We start from the raw sequence: 17,337 nt of genomic DNA, 5'->3' as shown, positions 1-17,337 counted from the left end.
TCGTTCGGACAAGAACAACGACCAGAGTTCGTGCTGGATTCGCGTGGCTCAGGGCTGGGCCGGGGCGACTTGGGGTGCTATGGCCGTGCCCCGAGTGAATCAGGAACTAATCATCAGCTTCCTGGATGGCGATCCTGATCAGCCTATCGCCACGGGCCGCACCTACCGCCAAACCAATCTGCCGCCGTATGAACTGCCCAAACACAAGACGCGGATGACCATCAAAAGCCGAACCCACAAGGGCTCGGGCTTCAACGAGCTGCGCTTTGAGGATGAGCTGGGGCACCAGGAGGTGTTTATCCATGCCGAAAAAGACAAGAACGTCCATATCAAAAACAACAACGGCATCTTCGTCGGCAATGACCGCAAGGAGCGGGTCGAGCATAACGAAACCGTGTCCATCGGCGACCACCGCACCGAGGACGTTGGCCAGAACGAAACCATCAGCATCGGCGCCAACCGTAGCGTGACCATCGGCGGCAACAAGGTCGAGACCATCAAGCTGGCCAAGGCCGAGACCATTGGTTTGGCCAAAGCGCTGACCATTGGCGCGGCCTATCAGCGGACAGTGGGTGGAGGTATGAACACTACCGTGGGGCTTAGCCAGAGTGAGCAAGTCGGGCTGAGCAAATCCGAGTGCATCGGGCATACCTACTCGATCGAAGTCGAAGAAGAGTTTTCGATCCAGGTGGGCAGGTCAATCTTGATTATGAGGGCCGACGGCACGGTCTTAATCAACGGTTGTTCTTTCGACTTCAGCGCCTCTGGACCTGTAGTAATCAGCGGTGCCGAGGTGGATCTCAATATCAAGCTGGCCGAGCACGACAGCTCGGTACTCATCAACAGGCCGCCGCTTGAGTTGCATTACACCTATGCCGATTTGAAGCCTGAGGTCGGGGCACTCTATCGGGTTGAGTTTGATGACGGTACGCAGAGAACCGGCAATCTTGATGACTGGGGCACTGCGCTGCTCGACAACCCGCCTGGTACTGGGGTTGCCTATTTCGGTTATGACATCAGAGAGCCGTTTCCCACCAACAAACAAACAAAAAATGAAGTGTTTGGCGTTTTACCCAATACACCGGAGGAGGCTGAGCAGGCCATTGAGCGCTACCGACGACAAGAAGATGAGTACCGACAAAGCACTTACTTTGCCGATGAGATTGAGGCTTTAGAGTCGGGTCGCCTGGACTATGACGACATGATTGAAAGCTATGCCTACGGTGAGGACACCACCAGTGATGAGTCAGGTCCCGAAACAGTGGGTGAGCATGAACAAGTTTCCTTGGTGATTGATCAAGGGGAAGTGTCATGAGTCACTCCAGTACTTCCCGTCTTGAAGACGACACGTTCTTACAGGTCCTCACCTGGGTCGAAGAGGTCGTTGAAGGCCGTGGCGCGTCGTTGGCACAGATGATGGTCAGCACTGTACTGGGCCTGATTCCCTTTGTGGGGCAGGCGGTCGATGCATACAACATCCTGCGTTGCCTTTATCAGCTCACGCGCACGCCTGACAGTGGCCAGCACTGGCTCGATCTGGTGCTGTCGTTGGTGGCCCTGGTACCGGGCTTTGGCGATGCGCTGAAAAACGTGTTCAACATGCTGCGTCACGGCAAGCCCATGGGGCGCATTCTCGACAGCTTGCCACGCCACGTGCGCGGCGATATCGAGTCCTGGTTTCGCCAACTGGATTGGGCGCGGTACACCGCCGAGGTCATCCAGAACATCGACACAATATTGTCCGGACTGATCAGCATGCTTAGCCGCAGCCTGTCGACTTGGGCATTGGGCCGCAAAGGCGTGCAACGTCTGATCGAACAGTTACGCCAGCTTCAGGATATGGCCCAGCGCCAGATTACCGAGGCGATGAACACCCTCAAGCGCGCTCACCAAAAAGCCTTGGCCGATCCGCTGCCCAACACCACGGCGCGTACACCTGCTGCGCCTGGCGGGAGCAGGGCGCCTGCACCCAACAGCCAGGCAAGCGGCAATGTGGCAACCCCTACGGCCGGGACTCGATTGCCGGCTCAAGGCCGGGTGACGGCGCAACAGAGGCAAAGCGAGCGCTCCAGCCAAAGGCCGCATCAGATCAGCGTCTCGGGCGAACACATTACCGATTACTACTTCGTCAAGCGCCAGCGCCGGCGGGCCAAGATCAACCATCGCGGCAAGCTGTATGAAATGAGTCAGCCGGGGCATCGAGGTATTGACCATGTGTGGCATGGCGGCGGCTTGCCGTTGAGTTATCGCATCAGCGACACCAAGGGCACGGGCGGCGCGTTTCACAAACTGGAAACGGCCAAGGCGGTGTTCGCCGGGTTGGAGTACGGAATTGATGCGTACTTGGGGATGGAGGACGAAAAGCGCGTGGAGCGGGCAGTGAACAAACCCACGGTGGGGGATGGGCGACAGCTGAGTCATAAGTGGATTGCGGCGAAGATTCGGGATGCTCAGTTGGTTGAGCAGCATAAGTTGGTTCTGGGGCGGCAGATTGAGGCCTGGAGGAGCGTCGAATTCAAGATGGGGGCTGAAACCCGTCTCGAAAACGGTGAAGTCACTCGCCAGTTAGTGAAGTGCCCTTACGACCGCAGCCTGATTACGGTGGTCGGCCCCAACCACAACCTGCACGAGCGAGCTAAGGGGCCTGTCACGCCCAAATGCTGCAAAGCCTCAGTGGCACATCAGATCGGTACCGAATTCGTTTTACCTACTCAGATGCTACGAGAGTAATTCCATGAAGAAACTTCCCATGCCCAATTGGCCTCGCTGGTTTAGTTGGAAGATCAATGAAGCGGATTTCGAGCAGCGCCGTGAACGCTACGTTCTCTACAAAAATTATCCAGAACGTTTTGATGACTTCATGGGCCGCCTGCACATGATCACGACGGACTTACCCAAGTATCGCGAACGCTCAAAGCCCAGTGGGCTAATGACTTCTACGAATCAGAGGCTCTGGGACGCCCTCGACTGGACCAACCTGCAATATTCCACCGGTGCGTCGGTCGAGCAACTGGCCGAGGTCTGGCCTTATGCATTGGAATGGGCAGAAGACTACGGCGACTTCCACGCTCATTATCATCAGTCGCCCGAAGCGGGCAACTACATGACGCCACACGCCGCGTTGCGCACCGAAGAATACTGGATCGTGGCCCTGCGCCTGACCTGCTTCGGCCTGCTCAGCGGCTATGCCCACACGATGCCAAGAGTCATGGCTTTCCTGGATTACGCCAACGAACTGATGGGGGTACGCGACGGTTTGTTGGAGCGTCTGGTGCGACCGTTTGTGGCGGATCGCGGCCTGCCGCCGGATAAATGCACTCGACAATTGCCATACCGCAAGTTGCTCAAAGTGTTCGACGCCGCCCCGGCCAAGCGTGCGGAACTGATCAAGTCCTACCTGGATGAGTGGTACCACGCTAGCCGCCGCGAACCCTATATTGATCAGCACGAAGAGGGTGGCTACCTCCACTACGGCTATTGGTCCTGGGAAGCAGCGGCGGTCACATGGCTGCTCCGCATCGACGACAGCAGTTACCGCGATATGCAGTTCTATCCCAAGGACTGGGTCGATTACGCCCGCCAATATCCGCCGCCACCTATCGAATCGACTCTGCATTCAGGCCAGGCCTGCCCACAAAGCGGTTGGTGGTGGAGCGATGCCAGCCACGACGCTCTACGTCGTTTCGAGGCCGGGGATATTTTTCCGGATATTGCCAGTGGTGTGGCGCGCGGAATTACCGTTTGGCGCTGGGCGCTCGATCAGCGGCAGGAGGGTTGAAGCGATGAGCCATCCCACCGCTTATTTAACGCGTCAGGGTAGGGCTTGGAAGCGAGTCGGTTTTAAACCTGGGGCCGAAACGTTTGAGTCGAGCATTTCTGAGGCGAAAGAGTTCCATCAGAAAATCGCTGGCTCATATCAGCCGCACACCTATGTCTATTACGACAGCAAAGACAAGCCCCAGCCTCGAGTCCATCACCTGGAAAACGATGCGTGGGGCAAACGTCAACAGGCCCCACGGTTCACACCTCGAAAGTTATGGGACGCGACCCTCAAGTCCGTGCACATGCGCTACGGCGCGGTGGCGCCCAAGCCGGATCCCTGGGCCAACATTCGCGGGCCCCGTGCTGAAGAGGTTGCTGGAAGCGAACGCATCCTTGATGGGATCGCCGCCAGCTTTGCGCAGCGCGAGCCATGCCCATGGACGGGCCGTTAACCAGAGCAAAGGGGACATGTTCGTGAGTAACGAACTCTACAAACACGCTAGGAGCGATTCATGAAGATGGTCTGGGGTTACCTAAAAAGCTGGGGCCTGCCGGTGCTGCGTCAGTTCAACCAGGCGGTGCCAGTACTGGTGCTGCTGGGCGTGGTGTTTTTATTGATCGCCATCTGGTGGTTGGGGCCACAGTGGACCTGGCGCGAGCATCGGCCGCTAAGTGACATGGCACTACGCGTATCTGCCACTGTCGGGGTGTTGGTACTACCGCTGCTGATCTGGGCATGGCGGGTGCGTATTCGCTACCAGCGCCTGCAGCTTGAGCGCCAACATGAGGTGGAGGTACAAGCCGATCCTTGCCTACCCTATATCGAGGCACAGGAACGGGCACTGGACCGTAGCCTGGGCAACTTGCTGAACAACATGGAGCGTCGCCGTTCGCTTTATCAATTGCCGTGGTACCTGGTGCTGGGTGAGGAAAATGCCGGCAAGACCTGCCTGATCACCCGCTCTAATCAGAGCTTTGCCTTGTCCCATGTGACGAGGACGGGGGCCAGGGCGCATCAGGAGGAGCAACTGGCCTATCCGGTGGACTGGTGGATCGGTGATGAGGCGGTGCTGATCGATCCGCCGGGTGAGTTTCTCAGCCACTCGGAGCCGACGGCTGATAGCGTCGAGCATCGGGGCAAAGTCAAACCGGTGCTGCCCGCCGGCACCCACTCACGTCTTTGGCAGCACCTGCTCGACTGGCTGGCGCGCAACCGCAGTCGCCGGGCACTCAATGGGGTTGTTTTGGTGATCGACGTGCAGGCCTTGTTGGGACAACGTCCCGAACAACGCAAGGCCCACGCCAACCTGCTGCGCACACGGTTGTTTGAGCTGACACGGCAATTGGGCACGCGTTTGCCGGTGTATGTGACGCTGAGCAAGTTCGACCTGTTGGAAGGCTTCGAAGAGTTCTTCGCCCGGTTGTCGCGCACAGGGCGCGAAGACCTGCTGGGCTTCACTTTCAGCCTGGACGCGGTGGATGATTTCGACGCCTGGCTGGCGGAGCTGACGGGCCAATACCAGGCCTTTGTCGCCTGCCTGAGTGAACAGGTTTTCGACGGCGTCATGGCGTCATCCGGGCTTACCGAAAGTGATCGTTTACAGGCGCTGGTGCAACAGATGGCGGGCCTGCGCCCGGCACTGTTTGGTTTCTTGAGCGAAATGCTTGGCAGTGATCGTTTCACCACCCCGGCGTTGGTACGAGGGTTGTATTTTTCCTCGGTCTTGCAACAAGGCACCCTGAGCAATGCGTTCATCAAGGAAGCGGGGCAAGCCTATCAACTGCCGCCACCGCCGCCCGAAGTCAAACCGGCCGGTGGCTCGGCCATCTACTTTGCCCAGCAATTGTTCCAGCGGGTGATCTACCCCGAAGCGGGCCTGGCGGGTGACAACATCAAGGTGGCCCGCAGCAAGCGGCGGCTGCTGATCGCCGGGTTCGGCGTCGCGTCCCTGGGGTGTCTGGTGGTCATTGGCACTTGGCAGTTTTACTTCGACATCAACCGCGACAAGGCTGCCAGCGTGTTGGCCAAGAGCCAGGACTTCAGTGAGCGCGACATCGATGCCAGGGTCGACACCACAGGCCGCAACCTGCTGGTGCCCCTGGACCAGATCCGCGATGCCGTGTTGGTGTACGGCGACTACCGCGAGGCATGGCCCTTTCTGTCGGATATGGGGCTGTACCAGGGGAGGGCGATTGGCCCAACGGTGGATGAAGCCTATCTGAATCTGCTGTCCAAACGCTTTCTGCCGGCAATTGCAGGCGGTGTACTGGACGCCATCAACGCCGCGCCCGCGGGCAGCAATCAGCAGCTGGCGGCCTTGCGCGTGTATCGCATGCTCGAAGAACGGCAAAACCGTCGACCGGTCATCGTCGAAGAGTGGGTCGCCAAGCAGTTGCAACGCGCCTATCCGGGTCAGGGGCAGTTGCAGGCCGATTTAATGGGGCACTTGGGCTACGCGCTGAAGTACGCCGATGCCGATCTGCCGCACTACCGTGGACGCATTGCCCAGGTACAGCAGCAACTGCGTCAGTTGCCCATGGCTGAACGGGTCTACATGAGCCTGAAACAACAGGCACTGGAGCGATTGCACCGCCCACTGGATCTGCGCATTGAGATAGGTCCGGCATTCGACATCGTTTACCGTCCGCTGAACACTGATCAAGAAGGCAGCGGTTTGCTGCTGACGCCGCTACTCACCGCCAAAGGCTTCAAGGACTACTTCGAGCCCGGCACCGAGGGCATCATCGAACTGGCCATGATCGACCAATGGGTACTCGGCGAACGCCAACGGCTGGACTACTCCGAGGAAGACCGCAAAGTGCTGACCCAGCGTGTCCGCGCCCTGTACAGCGCTGACTATGTGGACAGTTGGCGGCGTGCACTGAATCAGTTTGCAGTTACCGACTTCGACGACCTCAGCCACGGCGTGGCGGTGCTGGAGCAAGTCACCGGCCCCGCTGCACCCCTGCGGCGCCTGCTGGAAACCCTGCGCGATAACAGCGTGATCTATCCGTCGCTGCCTTTGGTTGAGGGGCAAGTGCCGCTCACGTTGGACAAGGTATCGGAGGGTCAACAACAGGCAGCGGGAATTCGGCGTGCGTTCTCCAACCTGGCGGAACTGATTACCACGCAAGGTGAGCAGCCGTCCTACTACGAAGAAACTCTTCGCTCAGTCAGCGCCGTCTACGACTACGCCAAAGCCGTGCACGACCATCCTGACCCCGGCAAGGCGGCGTTGAAAACCGTCCTCAACCGTTTCTCCCTGGGCGGTGCCGACCCGATTGCCAACCTGCAGCGCGTTGCCGTGGGCTTGCCCGAACCGCTGAATCAGCAGGTCAAGAAACTCGCGGACCAAACCTCGCAGGTGCTGGTGATTGCCGCCTTGCGCGAACTGGAAAAACGCTGGGACAGTGAAGTCTATAGCTTCTACCGCGACCGCCTGGCAGGCCGCTACCCGTTCAAGGCAAGCGGCGAGGATGCCTCGCTGGATGACTTCGAAGCGCTCTTCGGCCCGCAAGGGCGTCTGCAGCAGTTCCACGATCAGTACTTGAGCGTGTTCCTCAAGGACAACCTCGATGCCCTGTACTCCGACAGCCTCGGCGGCTACTTGGTGCGCAGCGACGTGCTGGACCAGCTGAAAAGGGCCGAGCGCATCCGCGACACGTTCTTCAATCATCGCGGCCACCTGGCAGTGCAACTGACCATCGAACCCCTGGCCCTGAGCGCGACCCGCCTGAGCAGCATGCTCAGCGTCGATGGGCAATTGATCCCTTACCAGCATGGCGCCCCGCAGCGCACGGGGCTGGTGTGGCCCAATAGTCTGGGCAACACCAATGGCAGCCAACTGACGCTGGTACACAGTACCGGCAACACTGCCAGCTTGAGCTACCGCGGTCCGTGGTCGCTGTTCCGCCTGCTCAGCCGCGGGCACCTCAATGGCAGGACCGACACCAGTGTGGACCTGACCTTCGCCATTGCCGATGGGCTGATGCGTTATCGCATTGTTGCGGAGAAGGCCAACAACCCGGTGACGCAGCGCAGCTTTGAAGGGTTCGTATTGCCCAGGACCTTATTGGAGGAATGGCGGGGAAAAAGCATGACAGACAAGCTGACTCTGCGATGAGAAACCGCAGAAATTGCTAAGTAACACCTGAAAACTCAAACAAGGCTGAGTGTATACAACCCCTCGTGAACAGGACCCATGGCATGGCAATCAGGCTACAACTACTGACCGCAGATCTTAAGGAAATTGAGTTGATCGAGCGTTACTGGGCAATGGACGATGCTGGGCAATTCCTAGAAAAAGTCAGCGCACTCGGAGAGTGTCTGGCACTGCCTCAGGGCGTTACGCTGATTGGCTTCATACGACAGCGTTGCAGGGCGTTTGATGAAAACCAGGTCTGCCCTGAATGTGGGGCGTTGATCGAAATTCGAAATCGATCCGAAGCGAAAAAGGTTCCCCTCCGATCTACCGGGCTGTGTGCTCGCTGCAAGGCGGACCGGGATGCCATAGCGCTGGAAGCCGAACGCGTAAAGGACGCTGAACTGCAAAGGCTTCTTGCCGAGTTCGGCGACAGGCAAGCTTCCAAAAGGGTCGATTACGCTACTGTACCGGATGCGCAGGTGTTGCTTCTGTTGGCCCTGGATACTGCGGTTACTCCCAGGCTGACCAGTGGTGGTTTTACTATCGGTGATTGCCGGGGTCTTGCGCCCTGGTATGTCGGCGATTTTGTGGAGCAACTGCGGGAAGCTGGCCTGATCCTCGAGGACCCTCTCAAAGCAAGGCCCGGTACTTATTATTGGAAGGGGGATGAGATTTGGTCCAAAGGTGCGCAACTGGTCTACCTTCTGGCGTCAGGCACCACGGCAGGAGATGGAAAAGAGGCCATCAGCACTTTATCGGGCAGGGCACTTACCGATGCCCAGGGACTCTTTGGTCTATGGCTCGATTACTCCGTCGCTGATGTGATTTGCTATTTGAGCGACCAATGCGATCGATACAGTCTTGAACTCACTGAACAGCAGTGGGACGAGCTCAAAAGCATCATGCGCTCGGCGTTGGAAAGCTATAGCGTCGGTCAACTCTGGTTTGTGGCGTGGGCAGCCGCCAAGGACGCGTCCAGCATGACTAATCTCAGGTACTACAATCGTGAGAAAGCGGCTGCGACCATTCCAGGAAAAATTCGGCGGCGCCTTGAGAAGGTGCGGCGCGGCGCCCTTGAGCTCAGTTCCTGGAGTCGTCCGGAGCACCAGCCGGCGGGTACGTTGGGAATGGTGCTTACCGAGACATTCGGGACTGACGAAACCACCACCGGCTTAACCGCGAACGCCTGTATTGCCCGACTGACCGGCCAGGAATGTGCGTCAAGGGCTGCCGATGTGCTTTGCGCGCCTATCCGGGAGTTGATGTCGAATGCCTTGGCGCTTGATCTTGGAACGGCGGTCATGTTGCGTTTCGCGGACCTGATCCGTGCCGGTCATGACGTCAGTTTTGCGGTTGAGGAAATCGGGAGCACGCTGAGAGCCTGAGCACGGTTTGCTGGGGATCATGACTCTCGCGGCCGGAGTTCTATGCCATCAGCGTGTTTTTCATCTGGAGGAGAACGCCGACCCGTCAATGTCGGCGTCATGGCAGGGAGCCAAGTACTGATGAGCATCGATCAAAACTCACACCAGGTGTGTTCTGCGCAATCAACCTGTCCCGCCCATTCGGAGCAACGCCTCCGCCTGGTCCTCAAGGCGTGCGAAATTTCCTCCACGGCATTCGCTGAATGGCTGCGGGTCAGCCCACAGTGTTTGAATAACTGGTTTTTACGCGGCTTGCCGCATGTGCGCGTGGAACAGCTGGCGCAGACGTTGAGTCTGCGCAAGGCGTGGCTTGAGACGGGAGAAGGCGTTATGTACCCAATCATCGCAACGGCCCCACCACCTGCCGATAGCGCTCCGCACCTTGGGGCGTCTCCCGGACCAGACTGATCTCCATCCCCAACGGATCCTCACGCCGATTCCCGCTCAGCTGCCGCCAGCCCTTATCCGCCTCCCACACGCGCACCTGCAGATCACTGACCCCTGTCAGCACCACCACCGCGTCCTTCGCCGCCGGCAACGGATAGCGATCCCGTGCAGGCGCCGCAGCGCGATACAAGCTGTCGCCCTTGAGCCACCAACGTACCCGTTGCAGGCCATCTCCGGCGACGGGGGCGCTGCGAATGATGTCCAGCCGAAAGCCTTTGCTGTCGGAACTGCGCACTGTCACGGCCGCCAGTCCATCAACCTTTTCTTCGTTGTTCCTGGAGGGATCCGGGGCGTTCAGTTCGACGCTGGCGCGCAGGCTGATGTCGCGTTGCATCTGGTTCAGTGCGCGCAGCAGCACTTCGGTCTGTTCGCTGCTGGCCTGCAGGTGCTGGTCGGCGCGGGTGACGCTGTCCAGACCGCGCCAGGCGATGACGCTGACCAGCGCCATGAGCATGATCGCGACCATTACTTCGATCAGGGTGAAGCCCTGTTGGGAGGTGTTCATGGCTGGCTCACCACGCGCATCAAGCCTTGGGCGTCGCGTTGCAGGCTGAGGCTGTGTTGGCCGTCGGACAGCACCACGCGCAGCGCTGGGCTGATCCATTCGGCATCGAGTACCAGGCGCTGGCGCGGTTCGACAGTGATTTGCATCGGTGTGCTTTCCCATAGGCGCGGGCGCAGTGGGTCGTCGCCCTGGAAGGTTTCGATACCGCTGCCGTCGTCGCTGCGGCGGTTGAAGCGAAAGCCCTCGGCATCGCCGCGCCAGGTGATCGGGCGGCCGTCCGTGCGGGCTTCGGCCTGGGCGATTTGCAGCAGTTGGCTGAGGCGCTCGGCGTCCTTGCGCAGCAGGTGCAGTGGGTCGGGCTTGATGGTCAGGCTGATGGCGGCGCTGGCAATGCCGATGATCACCAATACCACCATCAACTCGATCAGGGTGAAGCCGTGTTGTTTCATCGCAGGGCACCTGGAGAACTGGAGAGGAGCTGAAATAAAAACGTGCGAATTGAGCTGTAGGCTGGTGCCACGGACAAACAGGAGGTCCCACTCATGGCATTTGCCCTTCGTTTTTCACCGGCCCACGGGGTGCAGGCACTGGCGGTGCTGGCGGCGTTGGCCGGTGTGGCGGTGTGGACGCCGCTGCTGCTCACGTCGGCCGAATCCCACACACCGGCGGTCACGCCCCAGGCCCTCGCGGCGCGCAGTGATAACCCGGCGCTGCAATGGTTCTCGACTACGCCGACTGCAGTGCAGGTCAAGGTCTCGGGTGTGCTGGCCGGGGCACGCGGTGCCGTGGCGATCCTCAGCCTCAACGACGGCCCGCCCCGCAGCTTTTTGTTGGGTGAACGCCTCAGCCCCGGCGTGCGCCTGACGGCCATTGAAGGCGACGGCGTGGAGATCGAGCGCGGCGGCGAGAAGCTGCGCGTGAAGCTCGACAAATTGCCGGACGGGCCTGCGCTGCCGCTGCTCACTCGACCCTGACCTGTGTGTCCAGGCGCGCCAGCGGCGGCGCTTCGCGGCGGGCGTCGAGCACCTGCACATGCACGTGAAACAGCGCACCATCGGCGCTGATGGTTTGTTCGCAGCGCAGCTGCAAGCGGCCCTGGTCGCAGTCGAAGGTCTTTTTGCCGCTGCGCAAATGGCCTTCCAGGCGCAACTCGGCCAGGCGGCTCTGCGCTGCCAATAAGGCGATGGACTTGTCGCGCAGCAGGCCATTGCTCTGGGTCATCAACCCGGCCACGCGCACGGCTGCGGCCATGGCCACGGCGATGATCGCCAGCGCCACCAGCACCTCGATCAGGGTAAAGCCTTGCGCCTTGCGACGGCTGTCCATGGGGGTCTCGAAAGCCTGGAAACAGGCCCGCAGACTAGCGCCGGGAGTTGACCGATTGGCGACCGAAACTCCCGAGGATTTTCAATACGACTGACATGTGTTCTTGCAACACTGCGCCACGAAATGCACTCAAGCCAAGGAATGTCGAGATGGATATCGCGCGCCTAACATCCCCATTGCCAGGGCCTCGCGGCCAGCGTGGCTTCACCTTGATCGAGATCATGGTGGTGGTGGTCATCCTCGGGATCCTGGCGGCGATGGTGGTACCCAAGGTCCTGGATCGCCCGGACCAGGCGCGGGCCACGGCGGCGAAACAGGACATCGGCGGCTTGATGCAAGCCCTCAAGCTGTATCGCCTGGACCACGGCACCTACCCGAGCATGAACCAGGGCCTGAAGGTGCTGGTGGAGCGCCCGGCGGATGCGAAGAACAGCAACTGGCGCGCCTACCTCGAGCGCCTGCCCAACGACCCGTGGGGCAACCCTTATCACTACCTCAACCCGGGCGCCAATGGTGAGGTCGATGTGTTCTCGCTGGGGGCCGACGGCCAACCGGATGGCGACGGCGTGAATGCCGATATCGGCTCCTGGCAGTTGTAAGGCGCGCCATGAAACGGTATTCGCCCACAGCGGCGAAGCAGCGCGGCATGGCGATTATCAGCGCCTTGCTGATCGCGGCGGTGGTGGCCGTGCTCGCCGGGGCGATGCTCACACGTCAGAGTGTGTTCACTCGCAGCCTGGAAGCCGAGCAATTGCGCGTACAGGGCCAGTGGCTGTTGCAAGGCGGCCTGGAGCGCAGCCGGCAGATGCTCTGGGAGGCGCGCCAGAAGGAGGTGCTGACGCGCCTCGACCAGCCGTGGGCGCAGGCCCAGGGCGGCGCGTTCGAGGGGCAGATCGAGGACGAGCAGGGCAAGTTCAACCTGCGCAACCTGGTCAACCGCCAGCAGCCGGATGCCGAACAATTGCAGTCCTTCGAGCGCCTGTGCCGCCTGATCGGGGTCGACCCGGCCGTGAGTCGGCGCATCAGCCAGCGGGTCATCGCCTCCTACGAGCAGAACGGTGTGCCGGCCAAATACCCGATGCTGCGCAACCTCGACGACTTGAGCGGCATTGACGGCCTGGACTCGGCGCAGCTGCGGCGGCTGCGCACCTATATTAGCGTGCTTCCGAGCAATACCTGGGTCAATGGCAACACCGCCAGCGCCGAAGTGCTCAGCGCGGTGGTGCCGCAGCTCAGCCTGGCCCAGGCCCGGGGGTTGCTGGCCGAACGTGACAGCGGCCGCTGGTTTATCAACCGCGGGGATTTCGTCAACCGCCTGCACTTGCCCCAGGTGGCGGTGGATTCGGTGCAGGTGGGCATTACCAGCGAGTGGTTTCGCCTGCAGGGCCAGGCACGGCGCGAGCAGCGTCGGGTGACCCTCGACGCGCTGCTGCATCGGCCCGAAGACCGCCCGCCACGGGTGATCTGGTCGCGGGTGGGGGTATGAAACGCTTGCGTATTGGCCTGCCGCCGCTCGATGAGTTAAGCGTGGACAGCCAGGTGACGTTTGCCTGGCTGGAGCGCGGCGTGGTGGTGGACGAAGGGCACGCCAGCCTGGCGCAATTGGGCAAGATCCGCCAGGCGCTGGATTGCTTCCTGCATCCGCGCGACAGCCTGCTGACCAGCCTTGAGTTGCCGCCGTTACCTGCGGCGAAAACCGCTGCGGCGGTGGCCTGTGCCGCCCAGGCGCTGATCCTCGGTCCGGTGGAGCAGATGCAGGTGGCCCACGGCCCGCGTGAAAGCGATGGGCGCGTGCAGGTCGGCTGGGTGTCGAAGGCCGGCCTGGAGCGGCTCGCCGCGGTCGTCGCACAAACCCCGCTCAAGCTGCGCGGGCTGTACCCTGCGCCGTATGCCTTGCCGGTCGGCGCGGCAGCGTTGGAAGACGGCTATCTGTTGACCCGTGACAGCCTGCAGCAAGGCGCCGTGCACCCGTTGGGCTTGCAGGCCCTCGATGTGCCGCTGGTGGAGGCGCAGCAGCGTTGGAGCGGTGCCGTGCCGGCCTGGGGCTTGCACGCGCGTCTCAGCCAGGCGCCCCGTGGCGGTTGGGGCAGGGCGCTCGCCGGTGTAGCGCTGGCGACGTCGATCTGGACCGTCGGCCTCAACCTGTATGCCGCCCGCCAGGTGGATGAGGGCCAGCGGCTCAAGGCGCTGATGAGCCAGCAGGTCCGCCAGGCATTTCCTGAATTGCCAGTGGTGCTCAACCCATTGCAGCAGGCCCGCCAGCAGTTGGCTGCGCGCCAGAGCGGTGCGGCCGCCGATCCGGGCCAGCGCTTTACCCGCCTGTTGCAGCTGGCGGGCAGCAATCTGCCCTTCATGGTCGGCAGCGTCGACAGCCTGGACTTCGAACAGGGCCGCTTGCACCTGGCGCTGCTCGCCGACAGTCGCAGCCCCACGGCCGTGGGCGATTGGCAAGCCGCGCTGGCCCAGGCCGGCTTTGTCGCCGAGCGCGATGAGCATGGCTGGAGCATCGGCCCGGCCCAGGCCGCCGAGAAACCGGAGGCCAGTGATGAATAAGTGGCGGCAGGTGCGCAGCCAGGCGCAGGTGTTCTGGAGCGGCCTGGCGTTGCGCGAGAAACGCCTGCTGATCGGCGCTGCGCTGGTCCTGGCGAGTCTGTTGACCTGGCTGGTGCTGGTGCAACCCGCGCTGAAGAAGATCGAGTACTGGCAGGCCGAGACCCCCAAGCTGCGCGCCCAGGCGGCGGCCTTGCAGGTGCTGTTGCAGGACGTCGCGGCGCCGCGCCACGGCGATGAAACCGCGTTGCGCCAGGCCCTCGATGGCGCCGGCCTGCAAGGGCATTACCAGTTGCAGGCACTGGACGCCGGCGGCTGGCGCCTCACGCTGGAGAATGCCCCGGCAGACGCCGTGGTGAGCTGGTTGCTGGGCAATCCCCATTCGTTTTCCCTGGAGGTGTCCGAGGCGCGCTTGCAGCGCGCGCCGGATGCTGTCGATAACTCGGCCGGCACTGTGTCCGGGACCGTTCGCATGGATCAGGCGCTTGGCGCTAAGGAAGCTTCATGAAGTGGTCAGTCCCCCATCACGCGCCTTTTCGCAAGGTCGCGCCGCTGCTGTTGCTGGCGTTGAGCGCGTGCAGCAGCCCGCAGCCAAACACGCCCTTGCTGGTGGACAGCGAACTCGGCCAGCCTCTGGCCGACACCCGTCGCAGCGGCGAAACCCCGCTCGATCGCCAGCGTGAAGTCACGCCCAAACCCCGCGTGCAACACCCGGTCACCCACAGTGCACGCGGCCAGGCCCCGGCGCCGGTCAAGGCGCGCAACCCGCTGGGCGACCAGCCGGTGCAGCTCAATTTCGTCGACGCGGATATCCAGGCGGTGGTGCGCGCCTTGTCCCGCGCCACCGGCCAGCAATTTTTGGTAGACCCGCGTGTGAAAGGCAACCTCACCCTGGTCAGCGAGGGCCAGGTGCCCGCGCACCAGGCCTACGACATGCTACTGGCGGCGCTGCGCATGCAGGGCTTCAGCGTGGTCGATGTGGGCGGCGTGGCCCAGGTGGTGCCGGAGGCCGATGCGAAGTTGCTTGGCGGGCCGATCTACAGCGCCGGCAGCAGCGGCATGCAGACGCGCACTTTCCGCCTGCAGTATGAAAATGCGGTGAACCTGATCCCGGTGCTGCGCCCCATCGTGTCGCCGAACAACCCGATCAATGCCTACCCCGGCAACAACAGCATCGTCATCACCGACTATGCGGAAAACCTCGCGCGCGTCGCGCAGATCATCAATGGCATCGACACCCCGAGCGCGATCGACACCGACGTGGTGATGGTGCAGAACGGCATCGCCGTGGACATCGCCGCGATGGTCGGCGAGTTGCTGGAAACCCAGGGCGCCGACCAGACCCAGAAGATCAACGTGATCGGCGACCCGCGCTCCAACTCGATCATCATCCGCTCCGGCAGCCCAGAGCGTACGGAGCTGGCGCGCAACCTGATCTACAAGCTCGACAATGCCCAGAGCAACCCGAGCAATATGCACGTGGTGTACCTGCGCAATGCCCAGGCCGGCAAGCTCGCGCAGTCGCTGCGCGGGCTGCTCACCGGCGAAAGCGATACCGGGGTGAGCGACGATGCCCGTGGCAAGCTCAGCAGCATGGGCGGCAATAGCAAGAACAGCCCGGCCACCGGCACCGCGCAAAACAGCAGCGGCACGCCCACCGGCAGCGGCGTGCAGTCGGGTTACGGGCAAGCCAGCGGCTCTACCACTGGCACCGGCAGCACTCCCAGTGACCAGGACACCGCATTCAGCGCCGGCGGCGTGACCATCCAGGCCGACGCCACCACCAACACCTTGCTGATTTCCGCCCCGGACCCGTTGTACCGCAACCTGCGCGAAGTGATCGACATGCTCGACCAGCGCCGCGCCCAGGTGGTGATCGAAAGTCTGATCGTGGAAGTCGGTGAGGACGACGCCACCGAGTTTGGCGTGCAATGGCAGGCCGGCAACCTCGGTGGCAAGGGCGGCTTCGGCGGCGTCAACCTGGGCGGCAGCGGCGTGAATGGCAAGCCCGCCAGCCCCACCAGCATTGATGTGCTGCCCAAGGGCCTCAACGTCGGCCTGGTCAACGGCACCGTAGACATCCCCGGGATCGGCAAGGTGCTCGACCTCAAGGTGCTGGCCCGCGCCCTGAAGAGCAAGGGCGGCACCAACGTGCTGTCGACGCCGAACCTGCTGACCCTGGACAACGAAGCGGCGAGTATTTTCGTCGGGCAGACCATCCCGTTTGTCACCGGCAGCTACGTGACCGGTGGCGGGGGCACCAGCAACAACCCGTTCCAGACCGTGCAGCGTGAGGAGGTGGGGCTCAAGCTCAACGTGCGCCCGCAGATTTCCGAGGGCGGCACGGTGAAGCTGGATATCTACCAGGAGGTCAGCACCGTGGATGCGCGGGCTTCGGTGGAGGCCGGCACGGTGACCAACAAGCGCGCGATCGACACCAGCATCCTGCTGGATGACGGGCAGATCATGGTGCTCGGCGGGCTGCTGCAGGACGGCTACAGCCAGAGCAATGATGCGGTGCCGTGGCTGTCGGATATTCCCGGCCTCGGCGCATTGTTTCGCAATGAGAAGCGCAGCGTGAACAAGACCAACCTGATGGTGTTCCTGCGCCCCTACATCATCCGCGACAGCGGAGCAGGGCGCAGCATCACCCTGAACCGCTACGAATTCATGCGCCGCGCCCAGGGCGGGCTGCAACCGGAGCACAGCTGGGCGATGCCGGATGTGCAGGCGCCGCAGTTGCCTTCGGTGGAGAAGGCGATCCCGGGTGGCCAACAACAGGGGCCGCGGGCAGTGATCCGCGCGGTGCCGGTTTCCGAAGGGACGCGGCCGTGACTTATGGTTGCATTCTTGTTGGGCGCTGGCTTGCCTGCGCTGCAGACACCTCGGTACTGCATGCACACCGAGTGGAGGCCATCGCAGGCAAGCCAGCTCCCACAGAAAAACCCACCTGCTTTCACGTTGTTTTTGATCTTGATCTTGATCTTGACCTTGATCTTGATCCTAGGCGGCCCATCAAACACGCTGGCCGGAATTCGATATTGATTTGGGGGGTAAACCGGCAGGGAGGCCGGTTTAGCCGCCCCGCGCCATGGATGGCGCGTGGCGGCGGCCGCCCAAATCAATGTCGGATTACGGGCACACCGAGCCTGGGCGAGGTGCCGAGTGTTGGGGCAAG

Annotated in this window: 15 protein-coding genes; 12 read left to right on the top strand and 3 right to left on the bottom strand. The window is 61.9% G+C overall.

Going from position 1 to position 17,337, the window contains the following annotated elements:
* The 6 genes from NTD80_RS16885 to NTD80_RS16860 form a co-directional block, all read left to right on the top strand.
* On the top strand, positions 1-1,315 hold a 1,315-nt coding region (locus tag NTD80_RS16885), incomplete at its 5' end, for a type VI secretion system Vgr family protein (RefSeq protein ID WP_262134366.1).
* Positions 1,312-2,730 (top strand): hypothetical protein, encoded by a 1,419-nt coding sequence (locus tag NTD80_RS16880; RefSeq protein WP_262134365.1) that lies wholly within the window; start codon positions 1,312-1,314, stop codon positions 2,728-2,730. The genes NTD80_RS16885 and NTD80_RS16880, both read left to right, overlap by 4 nt.
* 4 nt (positions 2,731-2,734) lie before the next feature.
* Positions 2,735-3,778, top strand: a complete 1,044-nt coding sequence (locus NTD80_RS16875; RefSeq protein WP_262134364.1) for a DUF1911 domain-containing protein — start codon at positions 2,735-2,737, stop codon at positions 3,776-3,778.
* A 4-nt stretch (positions 3,779-3,782) separates the two neighbouring features.
* Positions 3,783-4,214 carry a hypothetical protein gene (locus NTD80_RS16870; protein WP_262134363.1) on the top strand — a complete coding sequence of 144 codons (432 nt, stop codon included), beginning with the start codon at positions 3,783-3,785 and terminating at the stop codon, positions 4,212-4,214.
* A 60-nt stretch (positions 4,215-4,274) separates the two neighbouring features.
* Positions 4,275-7,886 (top strand): type VI secretion system membrane subunit TssM, encoded by a 3,612-nt coding sequence (tssM, locus tag NTD80_RS16865; RefSeq protein ID WP_262134362.1) that lies wholly within the window; start codon positions 4,275-4,277, stop codon positions 7,884-7,886.
* Between the two features lie 83 nt (positions 7,887-7,969).
* A complete protein-coding gene (locus NTD80_RS16860; RefSeq protein ID WP_262134361.1) occupies positions 7,970-9,292 on the top strand; it encodes a hypothetical protein in 1,323 nt (440 codons plus the stop codon).
* A gap of 379 nt (positions 9,293-9,671) precedes the next feature.
* Here the strand turns inward: NTD80_RS16860 and NTD80_RS16855 are convergent, their stop codons facing one another.
* Both NTD80_RS16855 and NTD80_RS16850 read right to left on the bottom strand, forming a co-directional pair.
* Positions 9,672-10,283, bottom strand: a complete 612-nt coding sequence (locus tag NTD80_RS16855; RefSeq protein ID WP_262134360.1) for a type II secretion system protein GspJ — start codon at positions 10,281-10,283, stop codon at positions 9,672-9,674.
* Positions 10,280-10,732, bottom strand: a complete 453-nt coding sequence (locus NTD80_RS16850; protein WP_201144049.1) for a GspH/FimT family pseudopilin — start codon at positions 10,730-10,732, stop codon at positions 10,280-10,282. Before NTD80_RS16850 ends, NTD80_RS16855 begins: the two co-directional genes overlap by 4 nt.
* Positions 10,733-10,825: 93 nt before the next feature.
* Here NTD80_RS16850 and NTD80_RS16845 point away from each other — a divergent pair, with 93 nt between their 5' ends.
* A complete protein-coding gene (locus NTD80_RS16845) occupies positions 10,826-11,257 on the top strand; it encodes a type II secretion system protein N (protein WP_262134359.1) in 432 nt (143 codons plus the stop codon).
* Here NTD80_RS16845 and gspI read toward each other — a convergent pair.
* Positions 11,244-11,609, bottom strand: a complete 366-nt coding sequence (gene gspI, locus NTD80_RS16840) for a type II secretion system minor pseudopilin GspI (protein WP_106804366.1) — start codon at positions 11,607-11,609, stop codon at positions 11,244-11,246. The genes NTD80_RS16845 and gspI overlap by 14 nt on opposite strands.
* A gap of 149 nt (positions 11,610-11,758) precedes the next feature.
* Here gspI and gspG point away from each other — a divergent pair, with 149 nt between their 5' ends.
* Genes gspG through gspD form a run of 5 tightly spaced genes read left to right on the top strand, consistent with a single transcriptional unit; the run spans position 11,759 to position 16,994 of the window.
* On the top strand, positions 11,759-12,208 hold the full coding sequence (gene gspG, locus NTD80_RS16835) for a type II secretion system major pseudopilin GspG (protein ID WP_065905919.1): 450 nt from the start codon (positions 11,759-11,761) through the stop codon (positions 12,206-12,208).
* Positions 12,209-12,216: 8 nt separating this feature from the next.
* Positions 12,217-13,095: a type II secretion system minor pseudopilin GspK gene (gene gspK / locus NTD80_RS16830; protein WP_262134358.1), complete on the top strand. Its 879-nt coding sequence runs from the start codon at positions 12,217-12,219 to the stop codon at positions 13,093-13,095.
* Positions 13,092-14,162, top strand: a complete 1,071-nt coding sequence (gspL, locus tag NTD80_RS16825) for a type II secretion system protein GspL (RefSeq protein ID WP_262134357.1) — start codon at positions 13,092-13,094, stop codon at positions 14,160-14,162. The genes gspK and gspL overlap by 4 nt, the downstream gene beginning before the upstream one ends.
* A complete protein-coding gene (locus tag NTD80_RS16820; protein WP_262134356.1) occupies positions 14,155-14,667 on the top strand; it encodes a type II secretion system protein M in 513 nt (170 codons plus the stop codon). Before gspL ends, NTD80_RS16820 begins: the two co-directional genes overlap by 8 nt.
* Positions 14,664-16,994 carry a type II secretion system secretin GspD gene (gene gspD, locus NTD80_RS16815; RefSeq protein WP_262134355.1) on the top strand — a complete coding sequence of 777 codons (2,331 nt, stop codon included), beginning with the start codon at positions 14,664-14,666 and terminating at the stop codon, positions 16,992-16,994. The genes NTD80_RS16820 and gspD overlap by 4 nt, the downstream gene beginning before the upstream one ends.
* Positions 16,995-17,337 lie beyond the last annotated feature (343 nt).

It is taken from the genome of Pseudomonas sp. 13B_2.1_Bac1, assembly GCF_025466155.1.
GTDB classification, from domain to species: domain Bacteria; phylum Pseudomonadota; class Gammaproteobacteria; order Pseudomonadales; family Pseudomonadaceae; genus Aquipseudomonas; species Aquipseudomonas aylmerensis.
Note: the sequence above shows the minus strand (reverse complement) of the source record. Positions and strands in the feature narration are given on the sequence as shown.